At 69.4% G+C, this 15,627-nt stretch carries 12 protein-coding genes; 2 read left to right on the top strand and 10 right to left on the bottom strand.

All coding sequences use genetic code 11. The features are described 5' to 3' along the window. The first annotated feature begins 210 nt into the window (after positions 1 to 210). The gene (locus tag ACIHCM_RS05365; RefSeq protein WP_399889410.1) at positions 211 to 828 is read left to right on the top strand and encodes a GNAT family N-acetyltransferase; all 618 of its coding nucleotides are present in this window, start codon (positions 211 to 213) and stop codon (positions 826 to 828) included. A 123-nt stretch (positions 829 to 951) separates the two neighbouring features. Here the strand turns inward: ACIHCM_RS05365 and trxA are convergent, their stop codons facing one another. From trxA to ACIHCM_RS05330, 7 genes are all read right to left on the bottom strand, one after another. Further along, on the bottom strand, positions 952 to 1,284 hold the full coding sequence (trxA, locus tag ACIHCM_RS05360) for a thioredoxin (protein WP_399889407.1): 333 nt from the start codon (positions 1,282 to 1,284) through the stop codon (positions 952 to 954). Positions 1,285 to 1,327: 43 nt separating this feature from the next. Beyond that, complete coding sequence (gene trxB, locus ACIHCM_RS05355; protein ID WP_399889404.1) at positions 1,328 to 2,296, bottom strand: thioredoxin-disulfide reductase; 969 nt, start codon at positions 2,294 to 2,296, stop codon at positions 1,328 to 1,330. Between the two features lie 216 nt (positions 2,297 to 2,512). Continuing rightward, positions 2,513 to 3,427, bottom strand: a complete 915-nt coding sequence (locus ACIHCM_RS05350; protein ID WP_399889401.1) for an anti-sigma factor family protein — start codon at positions 3,425 to 3,427, stop codon at positions 2,513 to 2,515. After that, positions 3,424 to 4,149: an RNA polymerase sigma factor SigM gene (sigM, locus tag ACIHCM_RS05345; RefSeq protein ID WP_399889398.1), complete on the bottom strand. Its 726-nt coding sequence runs from the start codon at positions 4,147 to 4,149 to the stop codon at positions 3,424 to 3,426. The genes ACIHCM_RS05350 and sigM overlap by 4 nt, the downstream gene beginning before the upstream one ends. Positions 4,150 to 4,176: 27 nt before the next feature. Continuing rightward, positions 4,177 to 5,901: a serine/threonine protein kinase gene (locus ACIHCM_RS05340; RefSeq protein ID WP_399889395.1), complete on the bottom strand. Its 1,725-nt coding sequence runs from the start codon at positions 5,899 to 5,901 to the stop codon at positions 4,177 to 4,179. A 140-nt stretch (positions 5,902 to 6,041) separates the two neighbouring features. Then, a complete protein-coding gene (murJ, locus tag ACIHCM_RS05335) occupies positions 6,042 to 8,345 on the bottom strand; it encodes a murein biosynthesis integral membrane protein MurJ (protein WP_399889392.1) in 2,304 nt (767 codons plus the stop codon). Between the two features lie 43 nt (positions 8,346 to 8,388). After that, positions 8,389 to 10,779, bottom strand: a complete 2,391-nt coding sequence (locus ACIHCM_RS05330) for a DUF6049 family protein (RefSeq protein WP_399889389.1) — start codon at positions 10,777 to 10,779, stop codon at positions 8,389 to 8,391. A gap of 254 nt (positions 10,780 to 11,033) precedes the next feature. Between ACIHCM_RS05330 and ACIHCM_RS05325 the strand changes: the two genes are divergently transcribed. Further along, positions 11,034 to 12,473, top strand: a complete 1,440-nt coding sequence (locus tag ACIHCM_RS05325) for a CCA tRNA nucleotidyltransferase (RefSeq protein ID WP_399889386.1) — start codon at positions 11,034 to 11,036, stop codon at positions 12,471 to 12,473. Between the two features lie 114 nt (positions 12,474 to 12,587). Here ACIHCM_RS05325 and ACIHCM_RS05320 read toward each other — a convergent pair whose 3' ends face one another. The 3 genes from ACIHCM_RS05320 to ACIHCM_RS05310 all read right to left on the bottom strand — a co-directional run bounded on the left by ACIHCM_RS05320 (position 12,588) and on the right by ACIHCM_RS05310 (position 15,626). After that, positions 12,588 to 13,079, bottom strand: coding sequence for a hypothetical protein (locus ACIHCM_RS05320; RefSeq protein WP_399889382.1), 492 nt, complete (start codon positions 13,077 to 13,079; stop codon positions 12,588 to 12,590). A 125-nt stretch (positions 13,080 to 13,204) separates the two neighbouring features. Beyond that, positions 13,205 to 14,467 carry an MFS transporter gene (locus ACIHCM_RS05315; RefSeq protein ID WP_399889379.1) on the bottom strand — a complete coding sequence of 421 codons (1,263 nt, stop codon included), beginning with the start codon at positions 14,465 to 14,467 and terminating at the stop codon, positions 13,205 to 13,207. Between the two features lie 76 nt (positions 14,468 to 14,543). Then, positions 14,544 to 15,626: an inositol-3-phosphate synthase gene (locus ACIHCM_RS05310; protein WP_399889376.1), complete on the bottom strand. Its 1,083-nt coding sequence runs from the start codon at positions 15,624 to 15,626 to the stop codon at positions 14,544 to 14,546. Position 15,627: the final 1 nt, after the last annotated feature.

Here is a 15,627-nt window from a genome sequence, read left to right as displayed (position 1 = left end):
GCGTTCGGGTATGGCGCATCCACCTGGCAGTACGTCTGCGGTACGTCTATGGGAGGCGGAGGCCGTGCGAACGATGAGCCGGACCGGACTGCTGAGCGCGGGACTGGGCCTGGGAGCGGTCGGCGGGTTCGTCGGCAGCCTGCTCAGGGAACGGAGTGCTCTGACTGCCGCTCGTGATGCCGCGAGCGAGGGAAGCGAGGAACAGCCTTCATGGGGCGTCGGCTCGTACCGCTCACGCTGGACAACCTTCAGGACCTACCCCGGCGCTGCCGCACGTGTGTCTTCTGGGAGCTCGACCCAGTCAGCGGCGAGGCCGCGGTAAGAGCGGGTACGCCCGCCCTGGAGAAGGAAGCCTGGATCTCGGCTGTCCTGCTCGAGTGGGGTTCCTGCGGCCGGGTCGTCTATGTCGACGACGTACCGGTGGGCTTTGTGCTCTACGCGCCTCCGGCCTATGTGCCCCGTTCGACGGCGTTCCCGACGAGTCCCGTGTCGCCGGACGCGGTGCAGTTGATGACCGCGTTCATCGTGCCGGGGTACCAGGGGCAGGGGCTGGGCCGCGTGATGGTGCAGACCGTGGCCAAGGACCTCTTGCGGCGAGGCTTCAAGGCGATCGAGGCCTTCGGGGATGCGCGGTGGAAGGAGCCTGCCTGTGTGCTGCCCGCCGAGCATCTGCTCGCGGTGGGCTTCAAGACGGTCCGGACGCATCCCACCTTCCCGCGTATGCGACTGGAGCTGCGAACAACCCTCTCCTGGAAAGAGGACGTGGAGATGGCACTGGACCGGTTGCTCGGGGCCGTGCAGAAGGAGCCGGCACTGCGACCGCTGTAGTCGGCAGGGCGATCGCTGGTAAGACGCCGGGCGATCGCCGATACAGCGAATGGGCCAACCCGGCGGGGTTGGCCCATTCGTGTTTCACGTGAAACATGCGCCGCGGTGCGGCGGCGCCGCCTGCTACTCGGCGATGAAGTCCGCGAGGTCGCGCAGGATCGCAGCCTTCGGCTTGGCACCGACGATGGTCTTGGCGACCTCGCCACCCTGGTAGACGTTCAGGGTGGGAATCGACATGACGCCGTACTTGGCGGCCGTGCCGGGGTTCTCGTCGATGTTCAGCTTGACGATTTCGATCTTCTCACCGAACTCGGCTGCGATGGCCTCGAGCGACGGCGCGATCTGGCGGCACGGACCGCACCAGGCGGCCCAGAAGTCCACCAGCACGGGCTTGTCGCTCTTGAGGACGTCCTGCTCGAAGGAGGCGTCGGTCACATTCTTCAGGGTGCCGGCCACGGCGGGCTCCTTAACTGGTTGGTGCGTGGGGGTGGGCGAGGGGTCAGACAGTGGTCTTCTCGGGCTCGGCCTTCTCTTCGTCCGCGAGGGCGGCAAGGAAGCGCTCGGCGTCGAGGGCGGCGGAGCAGCCGGTACCGGCCGCGGTGATGGCCTGGCGGTAGGTGTGGTCCACCACGTCGCCGGCACCGAAGACACCGGTCAGGTTCGTGCGGGTGGAGGGGGCGTTCACCTTCAGGTAGCCCTCCTCGTCCAACTCCAGCTGGCCCTTGAACAGCTCGGTGCGCGGGTCGTGCCCGATGGCGATGAAGAGACCGGTCACCGGCAGGTCCGAGAGCTCGCCGGTCTTCACGTTGCGCAGCTTCAGTCCGGAGAGCTTCGGGTCACCCTGGATCTCCGCGATCTCGCTGTCCCAGACGAAGGAGATCTTCGGGTCGGCGAAGGCACGCTCCTGCATCGCCTTGGAAGCGCGCAGCGTGTCCCGGCGGTGGACGACCGTCACGGACTTGGCGAAGCGCGAGAGGAAGGTGGCCTCCTCCATCGCGGTGTCACCGCCACCGATCACGGCGATGTCCTGGTCCTTGAAGAAGAACCCGTCACAGGTGGCGCACCAGGAGACGCCGCGGCCGGACAGCGCGTCCTCGTTGGGCAGACCCAGCTTGCGGTGCTGCGAACCGGTGGCCACGATCACGGCCTTCGCTCGGTGCACCGTGCCGGCGGTGTCGGTGACGGTCTTGATCTCACCGGCCAGGTCCACGGAGACGACGTCGTCCGGAACGAGCTCGGCACCGAAGCGCTCCGCCTGGGCGCGCATGTTGTCCATGAGCTCGGGGCCCATGATCCCGTCCTGGAAGCCCGGGAAGTTCTCCACGTCCGTGGTGTTCATCAGGGCACCACCGGCGGTGACGGCACCCTCGAACACCAGCGGCTTCAGCGACGCGCGCGCGGTGTAGAGCGCCGCCGTGTAGCCGGCGGGCCCGGAGCCGATGATGATCACGTTACGGACGTCGCTCACGGCTTGATTCCTCGTCTCTGGACTGCGTCGTTCGACCGGTGAGGGCCCTCTCCGGACTCTCACCCCACCCAACGGATCCTAAGGGGCTCGCATTCCCGCTGTGCCCGGGTACACGGAGAGCCGTCTCCGGAGCGGATACCCGTTGGGGCAACTGGCCAGACGAGGGGTGCGGATGCCCTCTGAGGCGCTCTTGCGTTCCAAGGAGGACCGGTGTCCTCAGGAGTGCGCGTAGGAATGCTTCAGCAGCACCTCGGCCGAGGCGGAAGGCGAATCCTTCACGCACGTGGCGTCCACGACATAGGCCGTGACCCGCGAGGGATCCGAGGTGTCAGGCATGACCACGAGCAGGGCAGTCGTCCCCTGATACGTGCCGTTCTCGGTCGCCAGGGCGTCGTCGTCCCGACCGATACCGTTCTGGACGCACTCGGGCACCGGAACGGTGGGTTTGGTGAGGACGCGCGGACCGTCGCTGCGGGGGTCGGATTGCCCCTCCAGGTCGCGGGGGGTACGCGAGGACCCACCGGATTTCTCGCTCTTGGCCAAGAGGTCCGCGACCTGCTGTTCCAGCTTGCCCGCCGCGAAGGTGTCCCCGGCCGAGGGCTTTCGTCCCTGCGCGGTGGTGCCCTGGTCGCCCTGCAGGGAGGACACGAGCAGGGAGGCCAGCCCCAGGGCGCCGGCGGAGAGTACAGCTCCCAGGACGGCCACCCTGCGACGCCCGCCGGGCTTGCGTCCCTTGCGGCCCGGCCCCGTGGTGGCCGTGCGGGCACGCCCCGCGGGACGAGCCGCCGCGGTCGATGTTTCACGTGAAACATGCGCACCGTCGTCCACGCGGGTCGGTTCCACGGGGGCAGCGGCGTTCACCGTGTCCGGCGCCGTGGCATCGAGCAGCGCTTCCGCCGCGAGGGCGGCATCGATGCGCTCTGCGACATCGGCGGGCATGGGTGCCGGTCCCGGCAGCGTGCCGAGCATGCCACGGATCTCTTCCAGTGAGGCGAAAACGTCTGCGCAGAGATCGCACTCGTCGAGATGGCGTCGTACGTCCGCTGTCCGGGACGGTGGCAGCAGGCCCTCGGTGAGGTCGGAGATCTCCGTGACGTCCGGGTGCCCGGCCGTGTCCGTCGTGGAAGTCACGCTCGCCCACCTCCGCCCTTCACAGCAGCTGAGTCGCTTGGCCCTGCATTCCGTGGGCCCGCATCGTGCGGTCCCGCTGCGGGTGGGACGGATGTCCCCTGGGCCCGGTTCCGTCCGGCGGCCGGCTCTTCGTCGTCGCCGGCTTTCTCCGGTCGCAGATGGGTGAGCAGCGGCAGGAGCTTGGCTCTGCCACGGGCGCAGCGGCTCTTGACCGTCCCGGTCGGGACGTCGAGGACGCGGGCGGCCTCGGCGACCGGATAGCCCTGCATGTCCACCAGGACGAGGGCCGCGCGCTGATCGGGCGGGAGAGTGCCGAGCGCTTCGACGAGCTGGCGGTGCAGATCGTTGCGTTCGGCGGGCGCCGAGGCCGACTCATGTGGCTCCAGCAGTTGCTCCAGCCGCTCGGTGTCGTCGACCGGAGCCGTCTTGCGGGACGCCGCCTTGCGGGCGCGGTCGAGGCAGGCGTTCACCGTGATGCGGTGCAGCCATGTTGTGACGGCCGACTGCCCGCGGAAGGTATGGGCGGCACGGTAGGCGGAGACGAGGGCGTCCTGGACGGCGTCAGCGGCCTCCTCGCGGTCTCCCAGCGTCCGCAGTGCGACCGCCCAGAGCCGGTCGCGGTGCCGCCGCACGATCTCACCGAAGGCGTCGGGGTCGCCTTCCACATGGCGGGCGAGCAGATCCTGATCGCTTGCCGTCTCGTACCCGGCGCCTTCCGCCATCGGACCCCCTCCCCCTTCGGTGAGACGTCAGCCCGTGAACTTCACGTCGGTCACGGCCTGCTTGTAACCGGCGCCGCTGTAGCCGTCGGTGGGTGCGTTCGGCACTGCGGTGATCCACAACAGCACGTACTGGGTCTTCACCGACTTCGACGCCTTCACGCTGAGAGAGGTGCCGCTCGCCGTGGCGGTTCCGATCTCCTGCATTCCGTCGACCCCGGTCGAAGGGGTCAGCGAGTCGGTGGCGTAGAGGTGAACCGTCGTGTGGTCACCCGGGTACCGGAGCCCTATTGACGCGGCCGAGACCTCCTGGGACGAGCCGAGGTCGTAGACGATGCCCACGCCGGGCTTGTAGGGAGCAAGTTCCGGACCGTCGTTGTAGCGGTTGGTGCGCCAGTACGTCGAGCTGTCGCCATCGTAGGTGAGGCCGACGTCGCCGGGGGCCTGGGCCTCGCCGCTGGCGACGTACTCCTGTGCCCCGTCGATGGTGAGCGGCTCGGCAGCCGGCTTCTTCTCCCCGGAACCCTTTTCGTTCCCGTCCGTCGTCTGTGACCTGTTCGGGTCGTCCGACTGGTTGCCGCGCTCCATCAGTGCGTCCGCGAGCTGCCAGCTGCCCAGCCCCAGCGCGGCGATGAGCAGCGCGGAGACGGCCCACTTCAGGGCCTTGCCGGTACGGCTCTGCAGCGGAGGCGGCGGGGACGCGACCGGCTGGGTGCTGCCGGGGTGGGGTGCGGGGCGGCCGTACGTGCCCTGCTGGTATGTCGTGCGCTGGTAGTCCGGCGGCGCGCTGAACGTGGTCTCCGGCGGGCGGATGCGGGGCATCTCGCCGATCGCCTTCACCAGCTCCTCCGGCGTCGTGCAGGGGGACTCGTGCCGGGACGCGGTCGCACCGTCGTTGACGAGGGCACGCATGGCGAGCTCCGACAGGCCGCGGTGGACCCCGGCCCGCACCTGGTCCGGAGGAATGAGGCCGACGTCCTTGGGCAGCCCTGCCAGACCGTAGGCGTCGCTCTCGTACGGCCAGCGCTGCACGAGCGACGCGTACAGCAGGGCCCCGATCGCCTCGGTGTCGGCGCGCTGCGGGGTGTCGGAACTGATGCCGCGCAGCGCGGCGTTCACGGCCAGTCCGCGGATGCGCCACTGCCCCGTGGACGTGCGCAGGAGGGCGTTGGGGTTCAGCCGGAGATGCGCGAGGCCCTCGCGGTGGGCGGCGGCCATGGCGGCGGAGACCTGGCTGACCATCTGGTAGGCGTCGTGCGGCTCCAGCGGCCCGGCGGACAGGAGCGTGGTGAGCTCCGTGGCGTCGGGCAACCACTCGTGCACGACGTACACGAGGTCGTTCTCCTCGACCGCGTCGAGAACCTGGACGAAGCGGGGGTCGCCGAGCAGCGCGGAGGAGCGGGCGGCGGCCAGGACGGCCCGTGCCCGCGAGTGGTCCGCCGGCAGGACGTGCACGCCGACGGCGCGGCGCAGCTTCTCGTCCACCGCACGCCAACTGCTGAAACCGTCCAGACGGGTGACGCAGTCCTCGAGTCGGTAGCGTCTTGCGAGCTTGTGACCGCTGTGCAGTTCGGGCGGCGTCGCCTTTGCTCCGGGACCCTCGGCCCCGCCACTCCCCTGTGCCACGTCGTGTTCCGTGATCCGCTCCGGGTTCTTGGCCACCCCGTCGGCCGTGGACTGGTCCGCCTTGGCGGTCAGCGGCTCGTCGCCGCTGTTGTCTGCCACGTCGACGGCAGCCGTGCTCCGTTCCGCCACCGTCGTTCCTGCCTCCCCATCCATAGCGCGCCGGACGAACTCCGTTGCGCGCCGTCCGACGCCGACACCAATTGTGCCCACAGTCCGCCGCTATGCACGACACGCGATGGCGGACGATGGTTGTGCGCGTACCCCCCGATTCAGCGGCCCAGGCGCCCTCGGACCATACCGACCAGCGAGTTCAGCTCCTCGATACGCATACGCCGGGCGGCCACGTAGAAGACGCCCAGCAGGATGGCTCCGCCGGCCACCAGCGCGGCCAGCGAACCGGCGACGCCCTGTCCAAGAGCCTTGGAGATGTAGTAGCAGGCCGCGCCGCTCAGCAGGGCAGCGGGTACCGAGGCGATGCTCAGGCGCGCGTACGTCCGCATGACGCGGGCACCGTCCAGGTCACCGCCCAGCCGCTTGCTCAGCCGGCGCCACGCGACACCGACGCCGATCACGTAGGCCAGGCCGTAGGAGGCGGCCATGCCGACCACGGCCCAGCGGGACGGGAGTACGAAGTAACACAGGGCCGATGCCCCGGCGTTGACGCCGGCCACGATCACCGTGTTGTAGAACGGGGTTCGGGTGTCCTCGTACGCGTAGAAGGCCCGCAGGACGACGTACTGCACGGAGTACGGGATCAGTCCGAGGCCGAAGGCCATGAGCATGAAGCCCATGTTGGTGGCCTCGCTGGTGCCCGAGGAGCCGAACATCAGCGTGCACATCGGGATGCCGAGCGCGAGGAAGCCGAAGGCGACGGGAACGATCGCCACGGCCGTCGTCCTCAGACCCTGGGAGATGTCGTCGCGGACGGCACCGGCGTCCTCCTCCGCCGCGGAGCGCGCGAGGCGGGGCAGCAGGGCGGCCATGAGGGAAACGGTGATGATGGCCTGCGGAAGGCCCCAGATCAGCTGGGCGTTGGCGTAGGCGGCGAAGCCCGTGCCGTCGACGGGCGAGGCCTTGCCGGCCGCCGTGGACAGCTGGGAGACGACGATGGCGCCCGCCTGGTTCGCGAGGACGAACAGCACGGTCCACTTCGCGAGCGTCACGGCCTTGCCGAGGCCGTGACCCTTCCAGTCGAACCGCAGCCGGAGCCGGAAGCCGGTCTCGCGGAGGTACGGGATCATCGCGAGCGCCTGCACGACGAGGCCGAGCAGCACGCCGATGCCGAGGAGCCGCTCGCCCTCCGGCGGGATGCTCGTGACCTTCATCCCGGAGTGCTCGGCCGTGCCGTAGACCCACAGGAACATGCCGAGCGTCGCGATGATGACGATGTTGTTCAGGACCGGCGTCCACATCATGGCGCCGAACCGGCCGCGTGCGTTGAGGATCTGGCCCATCACGACGTGGATGCCCATGAAGAAGATCGAGGGCAGGAAGAAGCGCACGAAGGTGACGCCGACCTCGTTGGCCGCCGGATCGCTCGCCACCGCGTCGGACAGCAGGCGGATCAGGAGGGGTGCGCCGAGGAAGGAGAGCACGGTGAGCGCGCCGAGCGCCACCATGACCAGTGTGAGCAGCCGGTTCGCGTAGGCCTCGCCGCCGTCGTCGTCCTCCTTCATGGCCCGTACGAGCTGCGGTACGAAGACCGAGTTGAGGCCACCGCCGACGGTCAGGATGTAAATCATGGTCGGCAGCTGGTAGGCGACCTGGAAGGTGTCACCGAGCAGGCCGACGCCCAGCGCCGAAACGATCAAGGCCGACCGGATGAACCCGGTGAGCCGGGACACCATCGTGCCCGCCGCCATCACGGCGCTCGACTTCAGCAGACCCGCGGCCCGCCCGCCCTTCGCCGGGGCGGCGGCAGCGGGCGCGGACTCGGCGGCGTGCCGCGGCGCGGGCGCCTGGTGCTGCTCGGTGGGCGCCTGGGCTCCGCCGCCGTACTGGCCCTCCGGGGCCGGCATCCCGTCGTGCCGGCCCGCCGGCCCGTGCCCGGTGCCCGGAGCGGCGGCCGGACCCGGCACGCCCGCGTAGTCCATCGGGGGGCGGGCGCCGGTCTGCTGCTGGTCGCGGAACAGGTGCGCGAAGGCGTCGTGCTCGTGACGCTGGTCACCGGCCTCGGTCACCAGGTCGTCGACACCCACGTACTGGGTGGTCCGCGGGTCGTCGCCGTACGGCAGGTGCTGTGTGGGGCCCTCCGGCTCGGGGGCCGGGGTCTGGGCCCACACGCGGGGGTCGGGGGCGTACGGCGACTGCGGCGGCTGGGCGTACAGGTGCTGCTGCGGCGGGTACGTACCCGGGGGCGGCGGCGGGTGCGCGGCGCGGTCGTAGAGCGCCTCGGTGACCGGGTCCTGGGCGGCCAGGTCCTGCGCCCGGTAGGGGTCCTGCTCGTAGGCGTCCTGGAGGTACATGTCCGCGGGGTGCTGCGGCGGCACCTGGCCGTGCCCGGGCGGCGGGCCCTCGGGGTGGCCCGAGCTGCCCGCGGCCTGGCCGCGGTCACCGTCGTACGGCGCGTTCATGGTTACCCCACCTCATCGTCCCGGGCCCACCGGCCACGACATATCAACGGTCCACTCTCTCACCCGTCCCGGACGGGTCGGCGCTTTCCGCTGGGGTGTCCGGCCCAGGGTCACTCGGCTGCTCCGGGGCGCCTGCCCCGGGCCGCGGGCCGGACTCCTCCTGGAGACGGTCGGCGGGGCCGTCGGGGTTCTGCGAGGCCTCGGCGGAGTCGTCGGACATCTCCGTGCCGTCCTCCTCGGTCTCCCGGGCGGCCGCCCGCTTGCGCTGGGTGTACATCCGGAAGCCGGCGAGGACGAGGAGCAGCACGCCGCCGCCGATGACCAGCATCACCGTGGCGGTGATCTCGGTGACCTTCACGTCGAAGTACACGGCCCGCCCGTAGGCCCTGCCGTCCTTCGTGAACAGCTGGGCCTTCACGGTCACCCGGCCGTTGGCGTTGGCCGAGGTGCCGAACTTCACCGACTGGCTGTGCCCGCCCGAGACGGTGACGGGCTGTTCGGCGTAGCCCTTGCCGCTGAACTCCAGCCTCGTCGGACTGGTCGAGGTGAGGCGGAGGACCAAGTGGTCGACGTCCTGCACCAGGTTGTTCTGGACGGTCACGGGGATCGTCGCGCTGCGGCCGGAGAGCTTGGTCTCCGACTTGTCGATCAGCGTGACCCCCTCGGCGAGACCGTCCAGGTAGTCCTCCACCCCGTCGCGGTAGTTCTGGGCCTCGGTGGCCCGGCCGCGCCAGGACGTGGACATCTCCCGGTTTATGGCCCTTCCGAAGGGCGTCACCACGCGGGACTGGTCGGTGAGGATGACCCGGAAACCGTCGAGTTTGGTCTGCGTCCGCGCGATCTGCTCGAAAGCCCAGCGCGGCAGTTCCTGCTTGCGCAGCGACGAGGGGTAGTCGGAGGCCGACGGCACCTTCCTGGTGGCCGCGGGGTCCGGCTTGGCCTTGGCGGCCGCGGCCAGGCTCTGGGACTCGCTCCAGCCGCCGGTCTGCAACGACGAGATCGCCTCGGCCATCGCCCGGGCCTGGCTGGCGGTCGGCATGCGCTGAGGGGCGACGACGATGCTGCGCTGCTGGTTCGTCTGGAGGTTGAGGGCGAGGCTCTGGGCGAGGAACTGCTGCACGGACAGCGTCTTGGCGGAAGCCCTCGTCAGATCGCCCTGGAAGGCCCTGGACAGCCGCGCGTCCGCGACCACCGCAGTGGTGCCGCCGCCGATGGGACGCGCCGCGGAGGGCGTGTACGACAAAGTGCTGGTCTCCTCCAGGCTGTCGCTGCGGGCGATCACCTTGTCGGCGCCGGCGGAGGTGGCGACCTTGACGATCGACGGGTCCACGGCGCCGTCGACGGGCCAGGCGAACTCTGTGTTCGGCTTCACATGGAGGATGGGCTCCACGGTGTTGGCGACGACGTCCGTCGCTTCCTTGAGGCGGCTTAGCGAGCCGGTGACGTTCGTGCCGTTGTGGGCGAGGGAGGCCAGGTCCGGATCGGCGTAGGGCAGGGCGACGACCTCCTTGTCCGTCACCGCCTTCTGCAGATCGGCCAGCCACTTCTTGGCGACCGCCTGGTGCTTGCCCGGGACGGTGGCATCGCCTTCGCCCTGCACGCGGTAGCCGCGCGCCATCGCGTCGACGGAGGCCAGCACGTCCGGGTCGATCACCCAGGTGACATCGAGGTCCCTGCCCCGCGACACCAGCTGCTCCAGGCGGCCGCCCGGAGAGATCTCCTTGGCCAGCTCGTCGTTGCGGAAGACCGGCGTCTGCTGCTCGTTCGAACCCGTCTCAGCCGTCATGTGCGCGGTCGAGACGATCGGCCACAGGAACGTCGTCCTCGTCTTGGTCTCGGCCTCTTCCGGCTGCCACGGCAGGAACGTCCGCTGGATGCCGAGCACCTGGTCCCAGGGCTGCGCGGATGTCTCGCCGGAGAGGGCGACACCGAGCTGGTAGACGCCGCTGTCACCGAGGTCCAGTTCGTCGACGGGCACCGAGATGCTGAAGCGCTGGGCGACGCCCGGCGTGAGCCTGTCGAACTCCTGGCGGTAGGTGTCGTCGATCTGTGTGCCGTCGGCCTCCGGGGAGTGGCCGGTGCGCTTGGCGACGCTGTCGATCGACGAGCGGGTGTTGATCTCGGGACCCGTGCGCAGGTCCACATGGGCGTCGGTGATCGTCTGCTTGCCCTTGTTGGTCACCGTGCCGGAGACGGTCAGGGTGTCTCCGCCGGTGGGGGCGCTGGGGCTGAGTGAGTCGAGGGCGACGGAGACGGTACGGGAGCCGGAGGCCTCCTGCACGGGGGTCTGCCCGGCGGCGTCCGCGGCAGGGGCTCCTGGCAGCTGGAGCAGCCCTGCCAGCAGGGGCGCCCCGGCCAGCAACGCTCCGGTACGCCTCAGCCACCGGCAGGCAGCTGAGGGACTTGTCCCCTGGAAGTCTGCCGCCTCGGCCACGCGCTTGCCCGTCCCTCGTCGTCAGTGGTCGTCGGAATGTGCGTCCACGCATGGTAACGATGCCCTCTGAGGGTAAGTGCCGCGGTCCGGCCCACAAGATCGGGGGAGCGGGTGCCGCTGTCCCGATGGTGAGCCTATGAAGAGGAACACTTCCGAACGTCGTGAGGGCGGGCCTTGTGACGGGTCGGCGGCGGTGTTCGCCCGCCCTTAATCGAGACGCTCGCGGTCGTCCGGGCCACGTACCCTGTTCTGTTGTGCCGAACGCCAACGATGACACCCGTGCCCTGAGTCAGGTGCCGCCCCACGCGACGAGTGAGCCGCTGCGGGTCGCGCCTGTCGCCGATGACCTTGCCCGCCGCTTCCAGGAGGCCGGGTTCTCACTCGCCCTGGTCGGTGGCTCGGTCCGGGACGCGCTGCTCGGCCGGCTCGGTAATGATCTGGACTTCACCACCGACGCCCGTCCCGAGGACGTGCTGAAGATCGTCCGGCCGTGGGCGGACTCCGTGTGGGACGTCGGGATCGCCTTCGGCACGATCGGTGCTCAGAAGGACGGCTTCCAGATCGAGGTGACCACCTACCGGTCGGAGGCCTACGACCGGACCTCGCGCAAGCCGGAGGTGTCGTACGGCGACTCCATCGAGGAGGACCTCGTCCGGCGCGACTTCACGGTGAACGCGATGGCTGTCGCGCTGCCGGAGAAGAAGTTCATCGACCCGCACGGCGGTCGTGACGACCTCGCGGCCCGGGTGCTGCGTACGCCGGGCACGCCCGAGGAGTCGTTCTCGGACGACCCGCTGCGGATGATGCGGGCCGCGCGTTTCGCCGCACAGCTCGACTTCGAAGTCGCTCCCGAGGTCGTCACGGCCATGAAGGAGATGGCGGGGCGCCTGGAGATCGTCTCGGCCGAGCGGGTCCGGGAGGAGCTGAACAAGCTGGTCCTCTCCTGCAACCCGCGCAAGGGACTCACGCTGCTGGTCGACACCGGGCTCGCCGATCACGTGATTCCCGAGCTGCCGGCCCTACGGCTGGAGAGTGATGAGCACCACCGTCACAAGGACGTCTACGACCACTCACTGATCGTCCTGGAGCAGGCCATGGCACTGGAGGAGGAGGGTCCCGACCTGACTCTCCGCCTGGCCGCGCTGCTGCACGACATCGGCAAGCCGCGGACCCGTCGTTTCGAGAAGGACGGCCGGGTCTCCTTCCACCATCACGAGGTGGTCGGGGCGAAGATGACCAAGAAGCGGATGGCGGCGCTCAAGTACTCCAACGAGCTCGTGAGGGATGTCTCCCGCCTGGTCGAGCTTCATCTGCGCTTCCACGGCTACGGCACCGGTGAGTGGACCGACTCCGCCGTCCGCCGCTACGTCCGGGACGCGGGGCCCCTTCTGGACCGCCTCCACAAGCTGACCCGCTCCGACTGCACCACGCGGAACAGGCGCAAGGCAGCGGCACTGTCACGGGCGTACGACGGCCTGGAGGAGAGGATCTCCCAACTCCAGGAGCAGGAGGAGCTGGACGCCATCCGGCCCGACCTGGACGGCAACCAGATCATGGAGATCCTGGACGTCAAGCCGGGCCCAGCGGTCGGCCGCGCCTACAAGCACATGCTGGAGCTCCGTCTGGAGAACGGCCCGATGGGCCGCGATGCGGCGGTCGCGGCGCTCAAGGAGTGGTGGGCGGAACAGAGCTGAGGCGGCGTGACGGGTCGACGTTTCACGTGAAACATAGGCCCGTCACAGAGTCTCCAGGATGCGAAGAGGGGCGATGTTTCACGTGAAACATCGCCCCTCTTCGCATGAGTCGGATCAGGCGTTCCCGAGGCAGAGCAGGAACTCGGTCCCGTCACCCGTCTCGGCGTAGTACCCGGTCACGTTCTCGACCGTGCGGCACGCGGGCTCGGCAGTAATCTCAGTGAAGTGGCCGTCGACCTTCTTCAGCACCTTGACTTCGGCCTCGGAGGAGGTGCAGTCCACGACCTCCATGCGGTCCGTGGAGGATGAGGCGGACTTCAGGCAGTCACCCACGGCGGCCTGATCGGCGTCGTCCCGGCTGGCGATGTAGCCGCCGATGGCCGCGGTCAGTACCGCGATGACGATGACCACGTTCTTGATCGTCTTGAAGCTCAGCTTGCGGCGCGGCTGCTCCGGCGGGACCGGGGCATACGGGGCGCCCTGCTGCTGGGGGAAGCCACCCTGCGGCGGGAACGGAGCCTGAGTCTGGCCCTGCGTGAACGGGTTCTGGCCCTGCGGCTGCTGGCCCTGCGCGAAGGGGTTGCCCTGGGGCGGCGGAGTGGTCACTTATGGGTCCCCCAAGAAATCTGGACGTGTGGATGCGCGGCTGCCGCGCGTAAGACCCACGTAAGCCATAGCGCCCCACTGACAACTTCGAACCCAGGAGTGACTCTGTTTCTCTGATGTGATACTCACCGGTGTTCAGAGCGGGCCATAGCCACCGCAACCGAGGCGTAGATCGCTGCGACCGTGAGCACCAGGGGAACCGAGCGTCCGTCCGGGGGCAGCATCAGGGCGGCCACACCGGCGGCGGCGACGAAGGAGGCGTTGAACAGCACGTCGTAGAGCGAGAAGACCCGGCCCCGGTAGCCGTCGTCCACGGAGGACTGCACGAGGGTGTCCGTGGAGATCTTCGCGCCCTGCGTCGTCAGGCCCAGGACGAAGGCAGCGGCCAGCATGGGCTCCGTGGCGAAGGGGAGCCCGAGGGCGGGTTCCAGGACGGCGGCGGAAGCGGCGCAGACGGCGATCCAGCGCCCGGGACCGAAGCGTCCCGCAGCCCATGGGGTCAGTACCGCCGCAGCGAAGAAGCCGGCCCCCGAGATGCCGACCGCCAGGCCCAGCAGAGCGAGACCGTCGTCGGTGTTCGTGCTGAAGGCGTATCGGCAGAGCATCAGCAGCATGACGGTCAGGGCGCCGTAGCAGAACCGCATCAGCGTCATCGACGCGAGCGCCCAGGTGGCTTCCCGCCGTGCGGGCGCGGCGAGATGACGCAGGCCTGCCACGAGATCGCGCACGGTACCGGAGAGCGCGGCTCTCAGCCGCGGCTGCACCAACGCCTTGTCGGGGCCCAGCAGTTCTCGTCCCATACGCAGCGACGCCAGCGCCGAGCACAGGTACAGCGCGGCGCCCAGGAGCACCACGGCGGCGTCCGAGTCCGCGATCAGCAGTCGTACGACGAAGGCGAGGCCGCCGCCGGCGGTCGCGGCCAGCGTCCCCGCGGTCGGGGAGAGGGAGTTGGCCATCACCAGACGGTCCTCGTCGACCACGCGGGGCAGCGCCGCGGACAGGCCCGAGAGGACGAAACGGTTGACGGCGGTGACGCACAGGGCGGAGACGTAGAACAGCCAGTCCGGGGCCTGGCCGAGCGTCAGGACGGCCGTCGCCGAGGCCAGCAGGGCCCGCAGCAGATTGCCGTACAGAAAGACCTGGCGGCGGCGCCAGCGGTCCAGCAGGACGCCGGCGAACGGGCCCACGAGGGAGTACGGGAGGAGCAGGACCGCCATGGCCGAGGCGATCGCGGCGGGCGACGTCTGCCGTTCCGGGGAGAACACGACGTAGGTGGCGAGTCCGACCTGGTATACGCCGTCGGCGCCTTGGGAGAGCAGCCGCACCGCGAGCAGGCGCCGGAAGTTCCGGAAGCGGAGCAGGACGCGTAGATCACGTACGACGGCCATGGGCACAGCCTCACATACGGGGAGGGCCCCCGGGCGCACTGCCTCGGGGACCCTCTGCCCGGAATGAGGTGAGCGCTTAGCGCTCGACCTCGCCCTTGATGAACTTCTCGACGTTCTCGCGGGCCACGTCGTCGAAGTACTGCACCGGCGGGGACTTCATGAAGTAGCTCGACGCGGAGAGGATCGGGCCGCCGATGCCGCGGTCCTTGGCGATCTTCGCGGCGCGCAGGGCGTCGATGATGACACCGGCCGAGTTCGGGGAGTCCCAGACCTCGAGCTTGTACTCCAGGTTCAGCGGGACGTCACCGAAGGCACGGCCCTCGAGGCGGACGTAGGCCCACTTGCGGTCGTCGAGCCAGGCGACGTAGTCGGACGGGCCGATGTGGACGTTCTTCTCGCCGAGCTCCCGGTCGGGGATCTGCGAGGTGACGGCCTGCGTCTTGGAGATCTTCTTCGACTCCAGGCGCTCGCGCTCGAGCATGTTCTTGAAGTCCATGTTGCCGCCGACGTTCAGCTGCATCGTGCGGTCCAGGACGACGCCCCGGTCCTCGAACAGCTTCGCCATGACGCGGTGCGTGATGGTGGCGCCGACCTGGGACTTGATGTCGTCACCGACGATCGGCACACCGGCCTCGGTGAACTTGTCCGCCCACTCCTTGGTGCCGGCGATGAAGACCGGGAGGGCGTTGACGAAGGCGACCTTGGCGTCGATGGCGCACTGGGCGTAGAACTTCGCCGCGTCCTCGGAGCCGACGGGCAGGTAGCAGACCAGGACGTCGACCTGCTTGTCCTTGAGGATCTGGACGACGTCGACCGGCTCCTCGGCGGACTCCTCGATGGTCTGGCGGTAGTACTTGCCGAGACCGTCCAGGGTGTGGCCGCGCTGGACCGTCACGCCCGTGCTGGGCACGTCGCAGATCTTGATGGTGTTGTTCTCGGAGGCGCCGATGGCATCCGCGAGGTCGAGGCCGACCTTCTTCGCGTCGACATCGAACGCGGCGACGAACTCCACGTCACGGACGTGGTAGTCGCCGAACTGGACGTGCATCAGGCCGGGGACCTTGGACGCCGGGTCGGCGTCCTTGTAGTACTCGACTCCCTGCACCAGCGACGCGGCGCAGTTGCCCACGCCGACGACGGCTACGCGAACCGAACCCATT

This window comes from Streptomyces sp. NPDC052023, assembly GCF_044548465.1.
Taxonomy (GTDB): domain Bacteria; phylum Actinomycetota; class Actinomycetes; order Streptomycetales; family Streptomycetaceae; genus Streptomyces.
The sequence above is the reverse complement of the archived record's forward strand: the minus strand, read 5'-3'. Positions and strand labels throughout refer to the sequence as shown.

Excerpts from the sequence above, each read along its gene's own strand:
- ACIHCM_RS05310 (WP_399889376.1), bottom strand. The coding sequence starts at position 15,626 with ATGGGTTCGGTTCGCGTAGCCGTCGTCGGCGTGGGCAACTGCGCCGCG.
- ACIHCM_RS05365 (WP_399889410.1), top strand. The coding sequence starts at position 211 with ATGGGGCGTCGGCTCGTACCGCTCACGCTGGACAACCTTCAGGACCTA.
- murJ (WP_399889392.1), bottom strand. The coding sequence starts at position 8,345 with ATGAACGCGCCGTACGACGGTGACCGCGGCCAGGCCGCGGGCAGCTCG.
- ACIHCM_RS05315 (WP_399889379.1), bottom strand. The coding sequence starts at position 14,467 with ATGGCCGTCGTACGTGATCTACGCGTCCTGCTCCGCTTCCGGAACTTC.
- sigM (WP_399889398.1), bottom strand. The coding sequence starts at position 4,149 with ATGGCGGAAGGCGCCGGGTACGAGACGGCAAGCGATCAGGATCTGCTC.